We start from the raw sequence: 19577 nt of genomic DNA on the forward strand, positions 1-19577 counted from the left end.
TCGCGAACGACGCCGCGGATCCCGCGCATCGCCGGGAAATCGGTCCGCCGGCGGATGGATCGCGTCGACAGGATCTCTTTAACCCTTAACGATTCATGGCTGCTGTGACTTCTACCCCCATCCAGTCCATCCTGATCGCGAATCGCTCTGAAATCTCGATCCGTGTGATGCGTGCCGCCGCTGAGCTGAACATTCGCACGGTGGCGGTCTATTCGAAGGAAGACCGGCTCGCGCTGCATCGCTTCAAGGCGGACGAGAGCTACTTGATCGGCGAAGGCAAGAAGCCGCTCGCCGCGTATCTGGACATCGACGATATCCTGCGCGTCGCGCGGCTGGCGAAGGTCGACGCGATCCATCCCGGCTACGGCTTCCTGTCCGAGAACCCGGATTTCGCACAGGCCGTGATCGATGCCGGCATCCGCTGGGTCGGCCCGTCGCCGGACGTGATGCGCACGCTCGGCAACAAGGTGGCCGCGCGCAACGCGGCGATCGCCGCAGGCGTGCCGGTGATGCCCGCGACCGCGCCGTTGCCGGACGATCTCGATGCGTGCAAGGCACTGGCCGCGGAAGTTGGCTATCCGCTGATGCTGAAGGCGAGCTGGGGCGGCGGCGGGCGCGGGATGCGCGTGCTCGAGAACGAACGCGACCTCGAGACGCTGCTGCCCGTCGCGCGCCGCGAGGCGCTGGCCGCGTTCGGCAACGACGAGGTGTACGTCGAGAAACTCGTGCGCAATGCGCGGCACGTCGAGGTGCAGGTGCTCGGCGACCTGCACGGCACGGTCGTGCATCTGTACGAGCGCGACTGCACGGTGCAGCGACGCAACCAGAAGGTCGTCGAACGCGCGCCGGCGCCGTATCTCGATCACGACGGCCGGCAAGCACTGTGCGAATCGGCGCTGCGCCTGATGCGTGCCGTGGGCTACACGCACGCGGGCACCGTCGAATTCCTGATGGACGCCGACACCGGCCAGTTCTACTTCATCGAGGTGAACCCGCGCATCCAGGTCGAGCACACGGTGACCGAGATGATCACCGGGATCGACATCGTGAAGGCACAGATCCGCATCACGGAAGGTGGGCAGATCGGGCTGACGGAGGATGCGACGGACGGCGACGGCTCGCTCATCGCGCGCGCAGCCGGCGTGCCGGAGCAGCACGCGATCCCGCTGAACGGCAACGCGCTGCAATGCCGGATCACGACCGAGGATCCGGAGAACGACTTCCTGCCCGACTACGGGCGGCTCACGGCCTATCGCAGCGCGGCGGGCTTCGGCGTGCGGCTCGATGCCGGCACCGCCTATGGCGGCGCGGTGATCACGCCGTACTACGACTCGCTGCTCGTGAAGGTGACGACGTGGGCGCCGACGGCGGCCGAATCGATTCACCGGATGGATCGCGCGCTGCGCGAGTTCCGGATTCGTGGCGTCACGTCGAACCTGCAGTTCCTCGAGAACGTGATCAACCATCCGGCCTTCATCGCGGGTGACGTGACGACGCGCTTCATCGACAAGACGCCGGAACTGCTCGAATTCGCGAAACGCGGCGACCGCGCGACGAAGCTGCTGCGCTATCTAGGCGAGCTGAACGTCAACGGCAACGCCGAAATGAACGGCCGCACGCTGCCGGCGCTGCCGCTGCAGAAACCGGTGCTGCCGAAGATCGATACGGCCGTGGCGATCCCGGCCGGCACGCGCGATCGCTTGCGCGAGCTTGGCCCCGAGAAGTTCGCGCGCTGGATGCTCGACCAGAAACAGGTGCTGCTGACCGACACGACGATGCGCGACGCCCACCAGTCGCTGTTCGCGACGCGCATGCGCACGGCCGACATGCTGCCGATTGCGCCGTTCTACGCGCGCGAGCTGTCGCAGCTGTTCTCGCTCGAATGCTGGGGCGGCGCGACTTTCGACGTCGCGCTGCGCTTCCTGAAGGAAGACCCGTGGGAGCGGCTCGCGCTGCTGCGCGAACGCGTGCCGAACATCCTGTTCCAGATGCTGCTGCGCGGCTCGAACGCGGTTGGCTATACGAACTACGCGGACAACGTCGTGCGCTTCTTCGTGCAACAGGCCGCGAGCGCGGGCGTCGACGTGTTCCGCGTGTTCGACTCGCTGAACTGGGTGCGCAACATGCGCGTGGCGATCGACGCGGTGGGCGAGAGCGGGATGCTCTGCGAAGGCGCGATCTGCTACACCGGTGACCTGTTCGACACGTCGCGCTCGAAGTACGACCTCAAGTATTACGTCGGCATCGCGCGCGAGCTCCAGCAGGCCGGCGTGCACGTGCTCGGCATCAAGGACATGGCCGGCATCTGCCGTCCGCAAGCGGTCGCGACGCTCGTGAAGGCGCTCAAGGAGGAAACCGGGCTGCCCGTGCATTTCCACACGCACGACACGAGCGGCATCGCTGCGGCGTCGGTGCTTGCGGCAGTGGATGCGGGCTGCGACGCGGTGGACGGTGCGCTCGATGCGATGAGCGGGCTCACATCGCAGCCGAACCTTTCGAGTATCGCGGCCGCGCTGGCCGGCAGCGAGCGCGATCCGGGGCTTGACCAGGATCGTCTGCACGAAGCGTCGATGTACTGGGAAGGCGTGCGCCGCTACTACGCACCGTTCGAATCGGAGATCCGTGCCGGCACGGCCGACGTCTATCGCCACGAGATGCCCGGCGGCCAGTACACGAACCTGCGCGAGCAGGCGCGCTCGCTCGGCATCGATCATCGCTGGACCGAGGTGTCGCGTGCGTATGCGGACGTGAACCGGCTGTTCGGCGACATCGTGAAGGTCACGCCGACGTCGAAGGTGGTCGGCGACATGGCGCTGATGATGGTCGCGAACGACCTGAGCGTGGACGACGTGCGCAGCCCGGACAAGGACATCGCGTTTCCGGAATCGGTCGTATCGCTGTTCAAGGGCGAGCTGGGTTTCCCGCCCGACGGCTTCCCGGCGGAGCTGTCGCGCAAGGTGCTGAAGAGCGAGCCGCCGGCGCCGTATCGCCCGGGCGACCAGATTCCGCCGGTCGATCTCGACGAGGCACGCAAGCAGGCCGAGGCCGCGTGCGAGCAGCCGCTCGACGATCGGCAACTGGCGTCCTACCTGATGTATCCGAAGCAGACGGCCGACTACTACTCGCACGTTCGCGCCTATAGCGACACGTCGGTCGTGCCGACGTCGGCGTTCCTGTACGGCCTGCAGCCGCAGGAGGAGGTGGCGATCGACATCGAGCCGGGCAAGACGCTGCTCGTGTCGCTGCAGGGCCAGCACGCCGATGCGGAGGACGGCATCGTGAAGGTGCTGTTCGAGCTGAACGGCCAGTCGCGCTCCGCGCTGGTCGAGCAGAAGACGGTCGTGCACGCGGGCAAGGAGCGCCATGGGTTGCAGCGCGCCGATCCGGGCAATCCGCTGCACATCGCCGCGCCGATGCCGGGCTCGGTGGTGACGGTCGCCGTGCAGCAGGGGCAGCGCGTGACGGCCGGTACGACGCTGATCGCGCTCGAGGCGATGAAGATGGAAACACACATCGCGGCGGAGCGCGACTGCGAGATCGCGGCCGTGCACGTGAAGCCGGGCGAACGGGTGGCGGCGAAGGATCTGCTGATCGAGTTGAAGGGGGCCGTGTAATGCCGGCTCGTTTGTCGGACCACGATTCCAGATGCGCGTTGCCGTCTGTCTCGTCCCTTTGATCGGATCGATTTGATTAGGAAGTGATCGCTTGGACAAGCTTCAAGCAATGAAATTCTTCGTGCGTGTTGCCGAAGAGGGCAGCTTTACCGGCGCGGCAGCGCGTATGGGCGTCACGACCGCGCTCGTGTCGCGTGCGGTTGGTGCGCTCGAGACGCATCTGAGGACGCGGTTGATCAACCGAACGACGCGGCGGATCGCACTGACGGAAGCGGGTGAGCGCTATCTCGGTCGGTGCGAGCAGATTCTCGCCGGCATCGACCTGGCCGAGGCGGAGGCGGCCGACGCGCATGCGAGGCCGGCAGGGCGTTTGCGCGTACACGCGACACCGGGCTTCGGCCAGAGCTATGTATTGCCGGCCGTGTTGGCATATCGGCAATCCTATCCGAACGTGTTGGTCGAGCTGACGCTGTCTCAACATGTGCCGGACTTGATCGATGACGGCTATGACGTCTCGTTGCAGCTGAGTGCGGCTGACCTGCCGGATTCGGGGCTCGTGTCGAAGCGTCTCGGTAGGCTCAGCAGTGTGCTGTGCGCATCACAGGCGTATCTCGACACGCATGGCGTACCGCTCGATACACAAATGCTTGCCGAACACGCTTGCCTGCAAATCGTCTCGTCCGTGTTCCCGAACAACCACTGGCAGTTGACCGGGCCGCATGGTGCCGAGCGGTTCGAACTGCCGCCGGCCCAGCTCCGGGTCAATACGGCGGAGGCGCTGGCCGTGGCCTTGCGCGCTGGCGCCGGAATCGGCGCATTGCCCATGTCGACGGCAGTGCCGACCCTGCGAGGTGGCGGACTGGTACGGGTGCTGCCCGATTACACGCTGCAGTCGCTGACGGCTTACGCACTCTATCCATCACGCCAGTATCTCGATGCGAAGATCCGGACCTTCGTCGAGTCGCTGCAAGCATCGATTCCGACGGCCCTCGAGGCGGATATGGTCGCGCTCAACGTGACCTGACATTTCGAGCTCGCTCAGGAAATCGCTCGATCGCCGGCAATTCGTCGAAAAGACTCGGTCTCGGCGGCCCTCGTTGTCAATCTCGAATTAACACTGTTGTCGTCTCGTGTGTCTTGATGGCAATGCATCCCGCCCGCATCATCGTTGCTCCTGTATTCACGGACCGCGCGACGAGCGATGGCCTCGCATTCAAATGACGAATGAGCATGCTTCCCTTTTCCGACCTCTTGTTTTTCGTAACGGCCTGACATTGCGCAATCGCGTGGTGATGGCGCCGATGACCACCTGGTCTGCCGCCCCAGATGGCGCGATTTCAGATGCCGAACTCGACTACTACCGGCGCCGTGTTCAGGGCGTTGGCATGGTCGTGACCGGTTGTACGCATGTGACGGAGAACGGCATCGGCTTTACCGACGAGTTCGCCGCTTACGACGACCGTTTCATTCCCAGCCTGAGAAGACTGGCCGAAGCGGCCAAGAGCGGTGGCGCGCTTGCCGTCCTGCAAATATTCCATGCTGGCAACAAAGCCGTTGTCGAGGCCGTCCCCAATGGCGAACTCGTGAGCGCATCCGACGTCGCCGCGCTGGCGGGGCCGTTCAACCGCGGTGACGTCACGCCGCGACCGCTGGCGTCCAACGAGATCGAAGACATGGTGCGGGCTTTTGGCGACACCGTTCGTCGGGCGATCGAAGCGGGATTCGATGGCGTGGAACTGCACGGCGCGCATGGCTTCCTGCTGCAAAATTTCTTTTCTCCGCGCTACAACCGGCGCTGTGACGAATGGGGTGGGTCGCTGGAGAACCGCATGCGCTTTCCGCTGGCGGTCGTCAGCGAGGCGCGACGTGTGATTGCCGCGTACGCGAAGCGCCCGTTCCTGTTGGGATATCGGATATCTCCGGAGGAGCGCGAGGAGGGCGGATATCGTGTGCCGGATGTTTGCGCACTGGTAGACAAGCTCATCGAGGGCGGGGTCGACTACGTGCACGCGTCGCTCAATGACGTGCACGGTGCACGGCCGTTGGGCGCGGATACCGGCCTCACGGTGAAAGCGATCGTCGACCATGTCGGCGGCCGCGTGCCGGTGATGTCTGCCGGGATGCTTCGCACCCCGCGCGAAGCCGCGGACGCCCTCGATCTCGGGCTGTCGCTGGTTGCGGTTGGAAAAGGGCTCGTGATGAATCCGGATTGGGTGGCGATCGCCGAAACAGGTTGCGACGCACAAATTCGCCACGCAATCGATATGGGCGAGCAGTCGCAATTGTCGATTCCGGAGGGCTTGTGGGCGGCGATTGAAATGGCGCCTGGCTGGATTCCCGTGCATCGGCCAGAGGCGGTTGTCGACTGATCCGGGGCGATTGCGGATTTGTTCCGTACTATGATTGGTCGCATGACAGGCGTTCCGACGCGTCAGCTACGGAAAACCGCCGATTCACCGTATCCGTGTGCAGTGTGCGTTCTGTTCCGTCTTTCAAAGTACGGAATGAGTCGGCGATCCAATTGACTTGATGCTTCCCGGGTCCTGTAATGAATGCCATCGGATGCAACCACGGACCGCGCGCCGTTGATGCCGCGCGCGGTCCGTGGTTGCAGAACAGATAGTTCATGGCCGTTTTCAGAGCCAGATAGAGACAAACGGAGCAATCGATGTCGCCTCACGCACGCCAGGCAGAGACACCCGCGTCCGGACAGGAGAAGGCAACCTGGGGCGATACGTCGCTCGACGACGGCCGGAATCTGGACAGCGGATCCGCATCCCAGGCGATGGTCGTTCCATTGGCACGGAGTCTCGCGATACTGGCTGCGTTTTCCCCGCACGAGCCGTGGCTCGGCAACCAGGAACTCGTGGCCGAGACGGGTATTCCTGCACCGACGGTTTCGCGGATGGCGCGTTCTCTGGTCGCGCTCGGTTACCTTCACTATTCGCCGCAGCGTCGAAAATACCGGCTTGCCGCGCCGGTGTTGTCGCTCGGCTATGCGGCAATCGCTCATTCCAACGTTCAACTGCTCGCGCGACTTGAAATGCAGGCATTCGCGAATGCGAGCGAAACCTATGTGGTACTCGGCACACGGGATCGTCTCGACGTGATCGTGCTGGAAACGTGCGCGAGCAAGCCGGCGTCGGTCGATCTGAAGCTCTATGCGGGCACTCGCTTGCGTATCGCATCATCGCCGATGGGCTGGGCCATGCTCGCGGCACTCCCGGAACTCGAACGCTTTTACTTGCTGGGCAACATCGAACGCAAGACAGGGCGTGATTGGCCCAACCTGCGTCGCCGTATCAGCGAGGGCATTTCACAGGTGCACAACGTCGGCTATTGCGTGTCGCTGGGCGAGTGGGAGCCGGATCTCACGATTCTCGCGGTGCCACTGGTGGTCCAGGACCATACCCCGCTCGTGCTCGCCTGCATTGGCCGCAGCGCTCGGCTGGGACGTGCCCGGGTCGAGCGTGAACTCGGGCCGCGTCTCGTTGCAGCAGCCCGGCATTTGCAGGAGCAGGCGATCGTCGCCGGCTGATACGAATATGGAAAAGACCGACAGCCAAACAGGTGTGACGTTGACCGTCGAGCGCGGGCTCGAGGTGCTGCATGCGTTTCGGGCGGTACGTGCGCCCTTGTCGAATGCGGAGCTGGTACGGCGTACCGGTCTCCCGAAGGCGACGGTGTCCCGCCTGACGTCGACGCTGATTTCGACGGGTTATCTGCGCCGCGTGGGCGGCGGCCGGCAGTTCGAACTCAGTGCCGGCGCATTGAGCATCGGCCACGCGTACCTGGAGGCAAATCCGGTCACGCGTCTGGTTACGCCCGTGATGCAGAAACTTGCCGACAAGCTGGATCTGTCGGTAGCGCTTGCGGTCCCGCATCGGCTCGACATGGTGTATATCGCGTGGCGAGCGAGCCCGAAGATCGCGACCTTGCGGCTTGGCGTCGGCTCCTTGCTGCCGATGGAGTCGACTGCTGTCGGCCGTGCTTACCTCTACGGACTACCTGAGGATGCGCGCGATGCATTGATCGCGGAGTTGCTCGAAGCGGCAGGAGACGACGCGGATGTCGTCCAAAAGAACCTTGATGCGGCGTTTGCCGACCTGGAGCAGTCGGGCGTGTGCATGTCGGTTGGCGAATATCAGCGGAATGCATACGGCATAGCAGTGCCTATTGTGGTCGGTCGTACCCACACGCTGATGACGCTGAACTGCGGGGCGGTCGAGCTGGAGCCGGATATGACTGCAATCCGTCGGCGCGTAGTGCCCGAATTGAAGGCGGCTGCGGAAACGCTGTCGCTTATTTTGAGTGATGTCGACTGCGAGCCCTGACGTCCGGCGGTTCCATGATCCGATGGACGTCAGGGCATCGCAGGGGCGATGGTTTTACAGTTCGCTCACGAGCTCCGGCACGAGCGAGAACAGATCGCCGACGAGGCCATAGTCGGCCACGCTGAAGATCGGCGCTTCCGGATCCTTGTTGATCGCGACGATCACCTTCGAATCCTTCATGCCGGCCAGGTGCTGGATCGCACCCGAGATGCCGACCGCGATGTACAACTGCGGTGCGACGATCTTGCCGGTCTGGCCGACCTGGTAGTCGTTCGGCACGTAGCCTGCGTCGACTGCCGCGCGCGAGGCGCCCAGTGCTGCCGACAACTTGTCCGCCAGCGGCTCCAGCACCTTCGTGTAGTTCTCGCCGCTGCCCAGACCACGGCCGCCCGACACGATGATGCTTGCGCTCGTCAGTTCCGGACGGTCCAGCTTAGTCACTTCACGGCTCACGAACTGCGACTTGCCGGCATCGGCCGCCGCGTCGATCTTCTCGACCGACCCGCTGCCGCCTTCCGAGGCCACCGGATCGAAACCCGTTGCACGCACCGTGATGACCTTGATCGGATCGCTCGACTGCACCGTCGCGATCGCGTTGCCCGCGTAGATCGGGCGCTCGAACGTGTCGGCCGAATCGACCGCCGTGATGTCCGAGATCTGCGCGACGTCCAGCTTCGCGGCGATACGCGGCGCGATGTTCTTGCCGTAGGCCGTCGCCGGCGCGAGGATGTGCGAGTAGTCCTTCGCGATGTTCAGCGCGGTCGCTTCGACGTTTTCCGCCAGACCCGCTTCGAGTTGCGGCGCGTCGGCCAGGAGGACCTTCGACACACCTGCGATCTTCGCTGCTGCGTCCGCAGCCGCTTGCGCATTGTGGCCCGCGACCAGCACGTGAATGTCGCCGCCGATCTTCGCTGCCGCCGCCACCGTATTCAACGTCGCGGCCTTGATCGACGCGTTGTCGTGTTCTGCAATCACCAGAATCGTCATTTCTTTCCGCTCCCTCTTACAGCACCTTGGCTTCGGTCTTCAGCTTCTCGACCAGCGTCTTCACATCCGGCACCTTCACGCCGGCTGCGCGCTTCGGCGGCTCGACCACCTTGAGTACTTTCAGGCGTGGCTTCACATCGACACCGAGATCTTCCGGCTTCACCGTGTCCAGCGGCTTCTTCTTCGCCTTCATGATGTTCGGCAGCGTCACGTAGCGCGGCTCGTTCAGGCGCAGATCCGTGGTGATGACGGCGGGCAGTTGAAGCGACAGCGTTTCCGCGCCGCCGTCGACTTCGCGTGCGACGGTTGCACGGCCGTCGGCCACCGTCACCTTCGATGCGAACGTCGCTTGCGGCAGGCCTGCCAGCGCCGCCAGCATCTGGCCCGTCTGGTTCGAATCGTCGTCGATCGCCTGCTTGCCGAGGATCACCAGTTGCGGCTGCTCCTTGTCGACCAGCGCCTTCAGGATCTTCGCGACGCCCAGCGGCTCGACACCATCGTTCGACTCGACGAGGATCGCGCGATCCGCACCGATCGCCAGCGCCGTACGCAGCGTTTCCTGCGCTTGCGCGACGCCGACCGACACCGCGATCACTTCGGTCGCGACGCCCGCTTCCTTCAGGCGCACGGCTTCTTCCACCGCGATTTCGTCGAACGGGTTCATCGACATCTTCACGTTCCCAATGTCGACGCCCGATTGGTCGGATTTCACGCCGACCTTCACGTTCGCGTCGACGACGCGCTTGACCGGGACCAATACCTTCACTTTGCGTCTCCTTTTCCAATCAACAATCCTGCACCCACTGCACGGAATAATCTGCCGCACTGGCGTAGCGTCAACAGTGTCGGTTCTGCCATGGTCAGGTCAACACCGGCGGTTCAATGATTCCGTACTTCGGAAACCGCGAGGAGCGCGTGGAATTGACAATACGTGCCGGATGGCGCGGCACAGACGAAAAGCTGCATTGTGGTTATTCCGACGTACGGAACAACACCTGGTCGTGCGTTGACGCTTCCAGACGCCGCGCACACGATTGGGATCAAAGCCCAGCGCATGCGGAAACCGCGTCGGCTTCGTTCGGATGGGTGGTCGCGCTGGGACTGTCGACGAGATCGCGGAGCTGTTCGTATTCCTTGCATCCGACGAGTCCGGCCATACGTCCGGAACGACTGTCACGGTGGACTGCGGGATCACGTCGCGTGGCTCGGTCAGTCAAACATAGAAAGGAAGAATCATGTCAGAGAGCGATCAGGAGACATCCGTATACGCGTCGTATTCGAGTCTTGCGTTCGATCGACCCGCGAAGGGGGTCTTACGCATTACGCTCAACCGTCCTGAGCGGCTCAACGCGCTCGACGCGCGCGGTCACGATGAACTGGCGCGAGTGTGGAGAGACGTCGACGAGGATCCGAGTGTCGCCGCCGTGATTCTGTGCGGTGCAGGCAAGGCATTCTCGGCAGGTGGCGACTTCGACATGGTCGAGGAAATGATCGATTCGTTCGACGCGCGGGTGCGCGTTTGGCGCGAATCCAAGGATCTCGTCTACAACATCATCAACTGTTCGAAGCCGATCGTCTCCGCGATCCATGGCTCGGCGGTAGGCGCGGGGCTCGTGGCGGCGCTGCTCGCGGATATTTCGGTGGCCGGCCGATCGGCACGCCTGGTCGACGGTCATACGCGGCTCGGCGTCGCAGCCGGCGATCACGCAGCGATCATCTGGCCGCTGCTTTGCGGCATGGCCAAGGCCAAATATCACCTGATGCTGTGCGAACCCGTGAATGGCGAGAAGGCCGAGCAGATCGGGCTGGTATCCGTCGCGGTAGACGATGCCGACGTTCAGGAAACGGCATTGTCGATCGCAGTGCGGCTCGTGAACGGTGCGCCGTCGGCGACACGCTGGACCAAATATGCGCTCAACAACTGGCTGCGCCAGGCCGGGCCGACTTTCGACGCGTCGCTGGCACTGGAGATGCTCGGGTTCGGCGGGGCCGAAGTACGCGAAGGCGTGAAGTCGTTCCGCGAGAAGCGCGCGCCGGAATTCCCCCTCGAAACGCCGGTGTCTCCGACGCGGAGCGTATAAGCCGGAAGATCGGTGAATGGACACGGGCCTTGCAAACCTCCGTATCTCACATGCGAATGCCGCGCGCCGGCTCGTTCCGTTCGGCATCACTCGGTAGAACAGCGCTGGTGTCATGTGTGAGGTTTGGTGAAGTCTGATCGACGAGATACCGATCACCGGGATCGTACCGATCGCGGACGCGAACCAGCCATTGCACAAGCGTTTTCTGCATACGTGACCCGTGATCTATTCTCTGCTTCAGGAAACTGAAATGGCGTTCAATATTTCCTTTTCGGCACAGTCGTATCTGTTCGTACCCGGCAACCGCCCGGAGCGCTTCCAGAACGCATTGTCGAGCGGTGCCGATGCCGTCATCGTCGATCTCGAAGACGCGGTCGAGCCAGGGGCCAAGGAGGATGCGCGTGCAACTCTGACGGCCTGGCTGTCGCGCACTCATCCCGTTGTGGTACGGATCAACGGTCGTGGGACGCCGTGGTTTGAAGAGGACGCGAAGCTTGCAGCGCTCGATGGTGTTGCCGGCGTCGTAGTGCCAAAGGTAGAAAGCGCTTCCGACGTGATCGAAGTCGCGTCGCGCGCACGCCGCAAGGTTCCGATATTTCCACTCGTTGAAACGGCTGCCGGCATGTTCTCGGCGCTCGAGATCGCGAAGGCGCCCAACGTGAAACGATTGATGTTCGGGACGTTGGATTTCATCGCGGAAATGGGGATGCAGGACGATCGCGATGCATTGAATCCGTATCGTGCACGGCTTGCGCTCATTTCGCGCGTCGTGGGGCTTGAACAGCCGATCGATGGCGTCACGCCGGATGTCAACGATGTCGAGCGGCTGACGGCTGACGCGTTGAACGGCAAGCGCCAGGGTTTTGGCGCAAAGCTGTGTATCCATCCGAAGCAGATTGCGGCCGTTCATGCTTGTTATCGACCTGATGCGCAGGAGCTGGCGTGGGCAACACGTATTGTCGACGCGATGGCGCAGTCGGACGGTGGCGTGATCACGGTAGACGGCAAGATGGTCGATCGTCCTGTTCTGCTGCGCGCGCAGCGTGTGCTCGCGATTGCAGCCGCGAAGCAGTCGTGATCACTGACTCCGCTTACCGATCGACCGGGTATAGGAACGCGGTCGCACAGTGAGCGAATGAAAAAGGTCGGCTGGTCGTGACGACGAAGCCGAGTTCAACCTGCGATGGGAATCCGTCGCTTCTACCTGATTTGAATCAGCACATGTCCCAAACCAGTCTCATCGAGCAATACGGCCCGCGCGAATCGATGGAATACGACGTCGTGATCGTCGGCGGCGGCCCCGCCGGGCTGTCGGCGGCGATCCGGCTCAAGCAGCTGGCCGCCGAGAGAGGCACCGAGATCGGCGTGTGCGTGCTCGAGAAGGGTTCCGAAATCGGCGCGCACATCCTGTCGGGCGCGGTGATGGACCCGCGCGCGATCAACGAACTGTTCCCCGACTGGAAGGAGCGCGGTGCACCGCTCGACGTCGAGGTGACGGAAGACCGCTTCCTGTTCCTGTCCGAGAAGAGCGCGGTCACCACGCCGAACTGGGCGCTGCCCGCCAACTTCCAGAACCACGGCAACTACGTGATTTCGCTGGGCAACGTCACGCGCTGGCTTGGGGCACAGGCCGAGGCGCTGGGCGTCGAGATCTTCCCCGGCTTTCCCGCTGCCGAGATTCTCTATAACGACGACGGTTCGGTCAAAGGCGTCGCGACCGGCAACATGGGCGTGGGCAAGGACGGCGAGCCGACCGAGAACTTCCAGCTCGGCATGGAACTGCACGCGAAGTACACGCTGTTCGCCGAAGGCTGCCGCGGCCACCTCGGCCGCCAGCTGATCTCGAAGTTCAAGCTCGACGCGAACGCCGATCCGCAAGCCTACGGGATCGGCATCAAGGAACTGTGGGAAATCGACCCGGCCAAGCACAAGCCGGGCCTCGTGATCCACACGGCCGGCTGGCCGCTGAAGTCGGATACGTACGGCGGCTCGTTCCTGTATCACATGGACAACAACCAGGTCGTGGTCGGCTTCGTGGTGGGCCTCGGCTACACGAACCCGTACCTGTCGCCGTTCGAGGAATTCCAGCGCTACAAGACGCACCCGTCGATCCGCGCGTTCCTGGAAGGCGGCAAGCGCGTGTCGTACGGCGCGCGCGCGATCACGGCGGGCGGGCTGCTGTCGCTGCCGAAGACGGTGTTCCCGGGCGGCGCGCTGATCGGCGACGACGCGGGCTTCCTGAACGCATCGCGGATCAAGGGCAGCCACGCGGCAATCAAGACCGGCATGCTGGCCGCCGACGCCGCGTTCGACGCGGTGCAGGCCGGCCGCCAGTCGGACGAGCTCAACGCGTACCCGGATGCGTTCAAGCAGTCGTGGCTGTACACGGAGCTGTACCGCGCGCGCAACTTCAAGCAGTGGATGGCCAAGGGGCTGTATCTCGGCACGCTGATGGTCGGGCTCGAGCAGAAGGTGATGGGCGGCAACGTGCCGTGGACGCTGCACCACAAGCACGCGGACCACGAGATGCTGAAGCCGGCGTCGCAATGCGAGCCGATCGAGTATCCGAAGCCGGACGGCAAGCTGACGTTCGATCGCCTCTCGTCGGTGTTCATCTCGAACACGAACCACGAGGAGAACCAGCCGGCGCACCTGACGCTGAAGGACGCGAGCGTGCCGGTGAACGTGAACCTGCGCACGTACGCGGGGCCGGAGGCGCGCTTCTGCCCGGCGGCGGTGTATGAGTTCGTGAAGAACGACGACGGCAGCGACCGCCTGGTGATCAACGCGCAGAACTGCGTGCACTGCAAGACCTGCGACATCAAGGACCCGACGCAGAACATCGTGTGGGTCACGCCGGAAGGCGGCGGCGGGCCGAATTACCCGAACATGTAAACCAAAGTACGGAACGCGGGCCGGGACCGCGTTGACCCCCAACCGTGGCGGTGCTGGAATCAAAGCAGAGTGCCTCCACCGCTGCCCTGATCATCCCATTCCACATGGACCGTTCCGAACGCGGTGAGCAGCGTCGGAGTCGCGTCTCCGTGACTTTCGAGTTCGTCGACTCATGAACCATGCTGAACCCTTGACCCCAGGGCCGTTGAACGAAGCCGCCATGGCTGACTGCTGCGAGGCACTCTCCATCATCATTCGCTCGGGTGACACCGTGATGTGGGGCCAGTCACACGCTGAGCCGGTCACGCTGATGCGCGCGCTCGTTGCCCAGCGTGAGCATCTGAAGCGGATCCGCATCTTCCTCGGTATCGGCCTCGCCGACGTACTTGCCCCCGAGCATGCCGACGCGTTCGACTTTCTCGCGTACTGCGGGAGCGGATCGAACCGAAAGCTGGCCCGCGCGGGCGTGCTCGACATTCTTCCTGTCCATTACTCCCAGCTGCCGGGGTTGATCCGTTCTGGCGGGTTGCGGATAGATGTCGTGATGCTTCAGGTCTCGCCGCCGGACGACCAGGGACGCTACAGCCTCGGACTTGCGCGCGAGTATCTGGTCGAGGCGGTCAAGCACGCGCGCGCGATCGTCGCCGAGGTGCACCCGGATGTTCCGTGGACTCATGGTGGGCCGTATCTTCGGGCTGACGATATCGATTTGCTGGTGGCATCCGACGCGGTGTTCCCCGAGCCGTCCGTCACGGAACCCGGGCCGGTCGAGCAGGCAATCGGTCGGCATGTCGCCTCGCTCGTCGAGGACGGCGCGACGCTGCAGACAGGCATCGGCTCGATTCCCGATGCAGTGATGGCGGAATTGCGGGGCAAGCGCGACCTCGGCGTGCATTCGGGAAGTATCGGCGATGGTGTTGCAATGCTCTGCGAGGCCGGTGTCGTCACGAACGCGAAGAAGGCGATCGACACGGGGGTCACGATCGGTGGGGTCATTATCGGTTCCGCACGGGTGCGTCGCTTCGCGCATCGCAATCCCGCGCTCGAGTTGCGCGGTACCGAATACACGCATAACCCGGACGTGCTCCGCCGGATCGACCGGTTCGTCGCGATCAATTCAGCGGTGGAGGTGGACCTGACCGGGCAGATCAATGCCGAGATGGTGGGCGACACGTACGTCGGCGCAGTCGGCGGTGTCGGCGACTTCCTGCGCGCGGCACAGCTCAGCCATGGAGGCGTTCCTATCGTTGCGCTGCCGTCAACCGCCGGGCGGCATAGCCGGATCGTGACGCGATTGTCGGGGCCGGTCACGATACCGAGAAGCGACGGATGCGTGATCGTGACCGAATACGGGATTGCCGATCTGCGTGGCCTGTCTCTTGCCCAGCGCATTCCAAAGATGATTGCAGTCGCACACCCCGATCATCGCGAACGTCTCGCACGCGAAGCCCGTCCGGGCAGCTGAATGACGCGACCACGGGCGACGTGCCGGATTGAGTCGAGGCGCGCCGCCGATAGCGGAGCAATGGAAGGAGAAACACACCATGCAGAAGCGCGCCAATCGCTCGCTGTTGAATGAACGGACCATGGCAGACGTGGAAACGATCCATCGTTTGTCATCGTCACGATTTACTTGTCGCGCCTATTTGCCGGACGCTGTTCCGGCGAGTGTGATCGGCAGCATCGTCGACATCGCTAAACGTTCTGCGTCGTGGTGCAATGTGCAGCCATGGCACGTGGTGGTGACATCCCGCGAGACGACTGATCGGTTCCGTGCTGCACTGGTCGACCATGCCGCGCGGCATACCGAGATGGATTCCGATATACCGTTTCCGGCCGAGTACCCCGGTGTCTATGGCGAACGTCGCCGCGAAGTCGGATATGCCCTTTACGAGGCGCTCGGTATCGACCGCGATGACCGCGTCGCTCGTGCCAGGCAGGCTGCGGAGAACTTCCGGCTGTTTGGTGCGCCTCACGTGGCGATCCTGACGATGCCCGCCGAACTCGGACAGTACGCAGCCGTCGACAGCGGGGCATTCGTCGCGTCGTTCCTGCTGGCGGCTCGGGCCTATGACGTTGCCACGACGCCCCAGGCGGCGCTCGCAAACCATGCGGGCTTCATTCGAAATTATTTCGGGATCGGAGACGAGCGGAAGTTCGTTTGCGGCATCGGATTCGGTTATGCCGATCTGGCGCATCCCGCCAACGGATTTCGCTCCACCCGGGTAGCGACGAAGGACGTGATGCGGATGGTCTGAGCAGTGACGCGTTCGCCTGCCTCGATTTTTGCCGCATGTGACGGCTCGACCTGCTGAGCCGATTCGATGACAACCGGGCCGCGCTAGACGGGGCGGATGTGGCGACCGAGGAACTGCGCTGCAACCTCGCCGAAGACGTCGTTGCGATCGCCAGCCACCATGTGCCCGGCGGCAGCAACGTTGACGTACTCGGCATGGGGGCACAGTTTGAGGAATTCGTGCACGCCCGCTTCGCTGACGATGTCGGAATTGCCGCCGCGCACCAGCAATGTCGGCAGCTTGAGCCGTCGCGCACACGCGGAATAGCGTGCATGGCGTCGATCCAGGTCGCGGGGCCACGCGAGAAAATGCGGATCCCAGTTCCAGCGATATCTTCCGTCTCCGTCGTGACGCAGGCTGCGGCTCACGTTGCTTGAAACGAATCCATTTTTCGGATTCCGGCGATATCGGCTGATCGCGTCGACGGCTTCGTCGGGAGATTCGAACCCGTCCGGCCGTCGCATCAGCGACTGCAGACGGACGACACCGTGCGGCTCGACACACGGCGCAATGTTGACGAGCACCAGTGCGGCTGCATCAAGAAAGCCTTCCCCGACTGCGAGCAAGCTCGTGCCACCTCCCAGGCCGGCGCCGACGAGCATCGGTCGTCGGCCGTCGAAGAGCGTCGCGACGCGTTCGAGATCGCGGACCATCGCGATCTGACTGTAGTTGCCGGTCGGCGACCAATCCGATTCACCATGGCCTCTTGCGTCGAAGGCAACGGCATGAAAGCCGGCCGCGCCGAGCGCGTGGCCGATTCCGCTCCACGCATGACGCGTTTGCCCGCTGCTGTGCAGCAGGATGACGGGGGCGCCGAGCGGGTCGCCCCACGATTCGCCGGCGAGCCTCAGGCCGTCGGCACTTGTCCAGGTGTGAGTCCTGCCCTTCGAGCACGAAGGGCTGGTTTCCTCTTTCATCGAAATCGTCATGATTGCACCGCTTCAGCATTACGTAACCATTCGCCACCGGTCAGGCATCGTGAGCCATCGAGGCGCTCGGATCCCGCGTTCTCGGCCCGGGATCCGGATCGACTGCTATTGCCCATCGTGATCGCCGAGCATTCTGTAAGTTTGACGCCGTGGAAAGTTGCGTCAATCTCGGTGCGCGGAACGTTCCGTACTGCGGTCACGCCCGCGTCACTTTATCTGCCGTTGAACGAGTGCAATGACGGCGCCGGCCAGGGAAATGATTGCAATCACGTAGAAGCAATCCAGTACGCTCATGAAGCTCGCCTGATGCGCTGCCATGCGCGCGAATTCTCCGAGGGCCGCACCTTCGGCCTGCGCGGTATTCATGCCGTGCTCGGCGAACGCATGAGCCATCGACTGCAGCGCGTTCTCGAAGATCGGGTTGTAAGGGGTTGCAAACTCCGCCAGGCGGGTTTGATGGAGCGCGAGGCGGTGCTGATCCAGGATGATGATGGACGCGGTCGATAGCGAGTATGCAAGCTGCTTGACGATATTCTTCAGTCGGTAGCCGTGCGTAAATTCGTGATCCGGGAAGATCTGGAACGCGACGTTTCCGTTCGGCAGAGCGATGAACATCAACAGGAAGCCGCGCACGATCAGCGGTGCCAGGAGCCACGACACACTCACATCGGGGGGGAGGTGGATAAACCACACGGCGATGAACGTAGCCATCAGGAATCCTGGAACGATCAACAGCTTCTTGCGCGTCACGAACTTCGCGTATCGGAAATACAAGAACGCCACGACGATCGACGACAGTGACGTGAATCCGACGATTCGGCCCGCATTCTCCACCGGGTAGCCGAGGCCGCCTTCGAGCAGTCTCGATATCAGATAGCCGATTGCATTCGTGATGTAGTAGTAGAACGCATAGAGCACGATGGCGACTCTGAAGGGGCCTTCTCGCAATGCACTCAACCGAATGAGCGGTTTTGGGTGGTTCCATTGCTGCCAGGCAACCCAACCGAGCGCGAGCAGGCCCGCTGCGGTAAGGAGCAACAGTATCGGCGACGTGCTGAACAGCTCGAAGCGGACCTGCTGAGCGACGATCTGCAGCGCACCGAGGGCGAGCGCGAAAATCAGGTAGGGCCAGAGATGCGTGTCGCTGCGCAGTGCCGGCTGGCGCTTGCCGATATGCGGAACGACCAGGAACGCGAATACGGCCAGTGCGAGCCCGGCGACCGTCGTGCAGAGAAAGAGCGCATGCCAGCCAAAGTTTGCAATGAGCACGCCACCGACTAGCGGAGCAAGGGCGCTCGCCAACAGGATGATCGTCAGGAACAGGCGCGTCGCTGGCGGGCGATTCTTGGGCGAGAAACCGGTCTGCAGGAGAATCCGGCATGTACCCAGCATCGGCCCGATGAAATAGGCCTGAAAACCGCGTGCCATCGCCAGTTGAAATGATGTAACGCTGAGCGATGCCGCCAGTGAGCCGATCGCGAACATCAGCAGGCAGCCGCTGAGGTATCGGCGGAACCCGATTCGCTCGATCAACCATTGCTGTTGGAGAATGCCCAGTACCGACGCGACGGCATACGCAGACGACGACCACACCAGTTCGTCCGGCGGTACGTTTATCCCGCCGGCCACGTAGCTGCTGAAAAACGAGAAGGCGGTATTGTCGAAGTAGTCGAGTCCGACCGACAACGCGATGGCCCAGGGAAAAAGGTCATGACGAAGATGACGGTACGTCAGCGACCGTGCGCGGGAGAACGCCATGATCACGATTCTCCGTTGCCAGACCCGGACGCGGCGGAACGACGCTCGCGAGCGGCGAGACGTTCACCTTCGAGCACTTCCGCAGGGGTACCGGCGAGTCGTCGCCGCAAGTACTGGAGGTCATCGTTCAGCTCGTTGCGCAGTGTCTCCGCGTCTTTCAATTCACGTCGGACCTGCACGATCCGGGCGTTCAGGCGGGTGATCTGCTCGGCAAGACCTGACGAGATCTCGTGCAACGACTCGACGGAATACTGCCTGCGGCCGTCGGCCTCGATCGCCAGTGGCTGCTTGAGCATTTCGGTGATGCCGTGCAGCGAGAACCCGAGGGAGCGCAGTCGCAGGATCCGACCGAGCTTGTCCAGATCGGCGACGCTGTAGAGCCGGTACCTTCCGTTGCTCCTGGCTGGAATCACCAGGCCGAGTTCCTCGTAATACTTCAGGGTGCGGGGCGTCACGGCCAGCTGCCGGGCGGCCTCGCGTATCGCGACGAGTGGTGAATTCCTGGCTTGCATCGAATGAAAGAGGGGGAGGGCGGTTGCCCGCGCATGCGGATTCACGCGGCGCGTGTGGGCGCTGCATGGAACGTCAACGTATGCGTACAGGTTTGGCGAAAATGAAGCGCCGACATTCCGTCGGCGCTTCGCTGAGTCGAACTGGCGTGTCGAGAGGAGCGCGGTCGATC

The 19577-nt window shown here is 63.2% G+C and carries 16 protein-coding genes; 11 read left to right on the forward strand and 5 right to left on the reverse strand.

The annotated features are described in order from the left end of the window. Positions 1-95: 95 nt before the first annotated feature. The 5 genes from C5O79_RS13720 (at position 96) to C5O79_RS13740 (ending at position 7948) form a co-directional block, all read left to right on the forward strand. Positions 96-3614 (forward strand): pyruvate carboxylase, encoded by a 3519-nt coding sequence (locus C5O79_RS13720; protein ID WP_122478470.1) that lies wholly within the window; start codon positions 96-98, stop codon positions 3612-3614. A gap of 91 nt (positions 3615-3705) precedes the next feature. Then, positions 3706-4638, forward strand: coding sequence for a LysR family transcriptional regulator (locus C5O79_RS13725; RefSeq protein WP_122478472.1), 933 nt, complete (start codon positions 3706-3708; stop codon positions 4636-4638). Positions 4639-4831: 193 nt separating this feature from the next. Next, entirely contained in the window at positions 4832-5983 is a 1152-nt protein-coding gene (locus C5O79_RS13730; protein WP_131931400.1) for an NADH-dependent flavin oxidoreductase, read from the forward strand. A gap of 299 nt (positions 5984-6282) precedes the next feature. Then, complete coding sequence (locus tag C5O79_RS13735) at positions 6283-7152, forward strand: helix-turn-helix domain-containing protein (RefSeq protein ID WP_052759265.1); 870 nt, start codon at positions 6283-6285, stop codon at positions 7150-7152. A 7-nt stretch (positions 7153-7159) separates the two neighbouring features. After that, positions 7160-7948, forward strand: coding sequence for an IclR family transcriptional regulator (locus C5O79_RS13740; RefSeq protein ID WP_131931402.1), 789 nt, complete (start codon positions 7160-7162; stop codon positions 7946-7948). Between the two features lie 54 nt (positions 7949-8002). On the opposite strand, the gene C5O79_RS13745 is transcribed toward C5O79_RS13740, so the two are convergent. Together C5O79_RS13745 and C5O79_RS13750 are read right to left on the reverse strand one after the other, a co-directional pair. Then, positions 8003-8935: an electron transfer flavoprotein subunit alpha/FixB family protein gene (locus C5O79_RS13745; RefSeq protein WP_039343248.1), complete on the reverse strand. Its 933-nt coding sequence runs from the start codon at positions 8933-8935 to the stop codon at positions 8003-8005. Positions 8936-8951: 16 nt separating this feature from the next. Further along, positions 8952-9701 carry an electron transfer flavoprotein subunit beta/FixA family protein gene (locus C5O79_RS13750; RefSeq protein ID WP_131931404.1) on the reverse strand — a complete coding sequence of 250 codons (750 nt, stop codon included), beginning with the start codon at positions 9699-9701 and terminating at the stop codon, positions 8952-8954. 316 nt (positions 9702-10017) lie between these two features. Here C5O79_RS13750 and C5O79_RS13755 point away from each other — a divergent pair, with 316 nt between their 5' ends. The 6 genes from C5O79_RS13755 (at position 10018) to C5O79_RS13780 (ending at position 16169) form a co-directional block, all read left to right on the forward strand. Then, positions 10018-10158 carry an SDR family oxidoreductase gene (locus tag C5O79_RS13755; RefSeq protein WP_081421317.1) on the forward strand — a complete coding sequence of 47 codons (141 nt, stop codon included), beginning with the start codon at positions 10018-10020 and terminating at the stop codon, positions 10156-10158. A 12-nt stretch (positions 10159-10170) separates the two neighbouring features. Next, a complete protein-coding gene (locus C5O79_RS13760; protein WP_039346718.1) occupies positions 10171-11016 on the forward strand; it encodes an enoyl-CoA hydratase/isomerase family protein in 846 nt (281 codons plus the stop codon). 250 nt (positions 11017-11266) lie between these two features. Continuing rightward, on the forward strand, positions 11267-12094 hold the full coding sequence (locus C5O79_RS13765) for a CoA ester lyase (protein WP_046546401.1): 828 nt from the start codon (positions 11267-11269) through the stop codon (positions 12092-12094). Between the two features lie 143 nt (positions 12095-12237). Further along, positions 12238-13911: an electron transfer flavoprotein-ubiquinone oxidoreductase gene (locus tag C5O79_RS13770; RefSeq protein WP_122478482.1), complete on the forward strand. Its 1674-nt coding sequence runs from the start codon at positions 12238-12240 to the stop codon at positions 13909-13911. 220 nt (positions 13912-14131) lie between these two features. Next, the gene (locus C5O79_RS13775) at positions 14132-15376 is read left to right on the forward strand and encodes an acetyl-CoA hydrolase/transferase C-terminal domain-containing protein (protein ID WP_047853004.1); all 1245 of its coding nucleotides are present in this window, start codon (positions 14132-14134) and stop codon (positions 15374-15376) included. 79 nt (positions 15377-15455) lie between these two features. Beyond that, complete coding sequence (locus tag C5O79_RS13780; protein WP_236862397.1) at positions 15456-16169, forward strand: nitroreductase; 714 nt, start codon at positions 15456-15458, stop codon at positions 16167-16169. 83 nt (positions 16170-16252) lie between these two features. On the opposite strand, the gene C5O79_RS13785 is transcribed toward C5O79_RS13780, so the two are convergent. The 3 genes from C5O79_RS13785 to C5O79_RS13795 all read right to left on the reverse strand — a co-directional run bounded on the left by C5O79_RS13785 (position 16253) and on the right by C5O79_RS13795 (position 19407). Next, positions 16253-17137 (reverse strand): alpha/beta hydrolase, encoded by an 885-nt coding sequence (locus C5O79_RS13785; RefSeq protein WP_122478486.1) that lies wholly within the window; start codon positions 17135-17137, stop codon positions 16253-16255. Between the two features lie 207 nt (positions 17138-17344). Continuing rightward, positions 17345-18895, reverse strand: coding sequence for an MFS transporter (locus tag C5O79_RS13790; RefSeq protein ID WP_122478488.1), 1551 nt, complete (start codon positions 18893-18895; stop codon positions 17345-17347). Between the two features lie 2 nt (positions 18896-18897). Continuing rightward, the gene (locus C5O79_RS13795) at positions 18898-19407 is read right to left on the reverse strand and encodes a MerR family transcriptional regulator (protein ID WP_046546405.1); all 510 of its coding nucleotides are present in this window, start codon (positions 19405-19407) and stop codon (positions 18898-18900) included. Between the last annotated feature and the right edge of the window lie 170 nt (positions 19408-19577).

Source organism: Burkholderia sp. SRS-25 (assembly GCF_004343765.1).
Lineage (GTDB): Bacteria > Pseudomonadota > Gammaproteobacteria > Burkholderiales > Burkholderiaceae > Burkholderia > Burkholderia contaminans.

Excerpts from the sequence above, each read along its gene's own strand:
- C5O79_RS13780 (WP_236862397.1), top strand. The coding sequence starts at position 15,456 with ATGCAGAAGCGCGCCAATCGCTCGCTGTTGAATGAACGGACCATGGCA.
- C5O79_RS13785 (WP_122478486.1), bottom strand. The coding sequence starts at position 17,137 with ATGACGATTTCGATGAAAGAGGAAACCAGCCCTTCGTGCTCGAAGGGC.
- C5O79_RS13735 (WP_052759265.1), top strand. The coding sequence starts at position 6,283 with ATGTCGCCTCACGCACGCCAGGCAGAGACACCCGCGTCCGGACAGGAG.
- C5O79_RS13775 (WP_047853004.1), top strand. The coding sequence starts at position 14,132 with ATGGCTGACTGCTGCGAGGCACTCTCCATCATCATTCGCTCGGGTGAC.
- C5O79_RS13790 (WP_122478488.1), bottom strand. The coding sequence starts at position 18,895 with ATGGCGTTCTCCCGCGCACGGTCGCTGACGTACCGTCATCTTCGTCAT.
- C5O79_RS13770 (WP_122478482.1), top strand. The coding sequence starts at position 12,238 with ATGTCCCAAACCAGTCTCATCGAGCAATACGGCCCGCGCGAATCGATG.
- C5O79_RS13755 (WP_081421317.1), top strand. The coding sequence starts at position 10,018 with ATGGGTGGTCGCGCTGGGACTGTCGACGAGATCGCGGAGCTGTTCGTA.
- C5O79_RS13740 (WP_131931402.1), top strand. The coding sequence starts at position 7,160 with ATGGAAAAGACCGACAGCCAAACAGGTGTGACGTTGACCGTCGAGCGC.
- C5O79_RS13730 (WP_131931400.1), top strand. The coding sequence starts at position 4,832 with ATGACGAATGAGCATGCTTCCCTTTTCCGACCTCTTGTTTTTCGTAAC.
- C5O79_RS13745 (WP_039343248.1), bottom strand. The coding sequence starts at position 8,935 with ATGACGATTCTGGTGATTGCAGAACACGACAACGCGTCGATCAAGGCC.
- C5O79_RS13760 (WP_039346718.1), top strand. The coding sequence starts at position 10,171 with ATGTCAGAGAGCGATCAGGAGACATCCGTATACGCGTCGTATTCGAGT.
- C5O79_RS13720 (WP_122478470.1), top strand. The coding sequence starts at position 96 with ATGGCTGCTGTGACTTCTACCCCCATCCAGTCCATCCTGATCGCGAAT.
- C5O79_RS13795 (WP_046546405.1), bottom strand. The coding sequence starts at position 19,407 with ATGCAAGCCAGGAATTCACCACTCGTCGCGATACGCGAGGCCGCCCGG.
- C5O79_RS13765 (WP_046546401.1), top strand. The coding sequence starts at position 11,267 with ATGGCGTTCAATATTTCCTTTTCGGCACAGTCGTATCTGTTCGTACCC.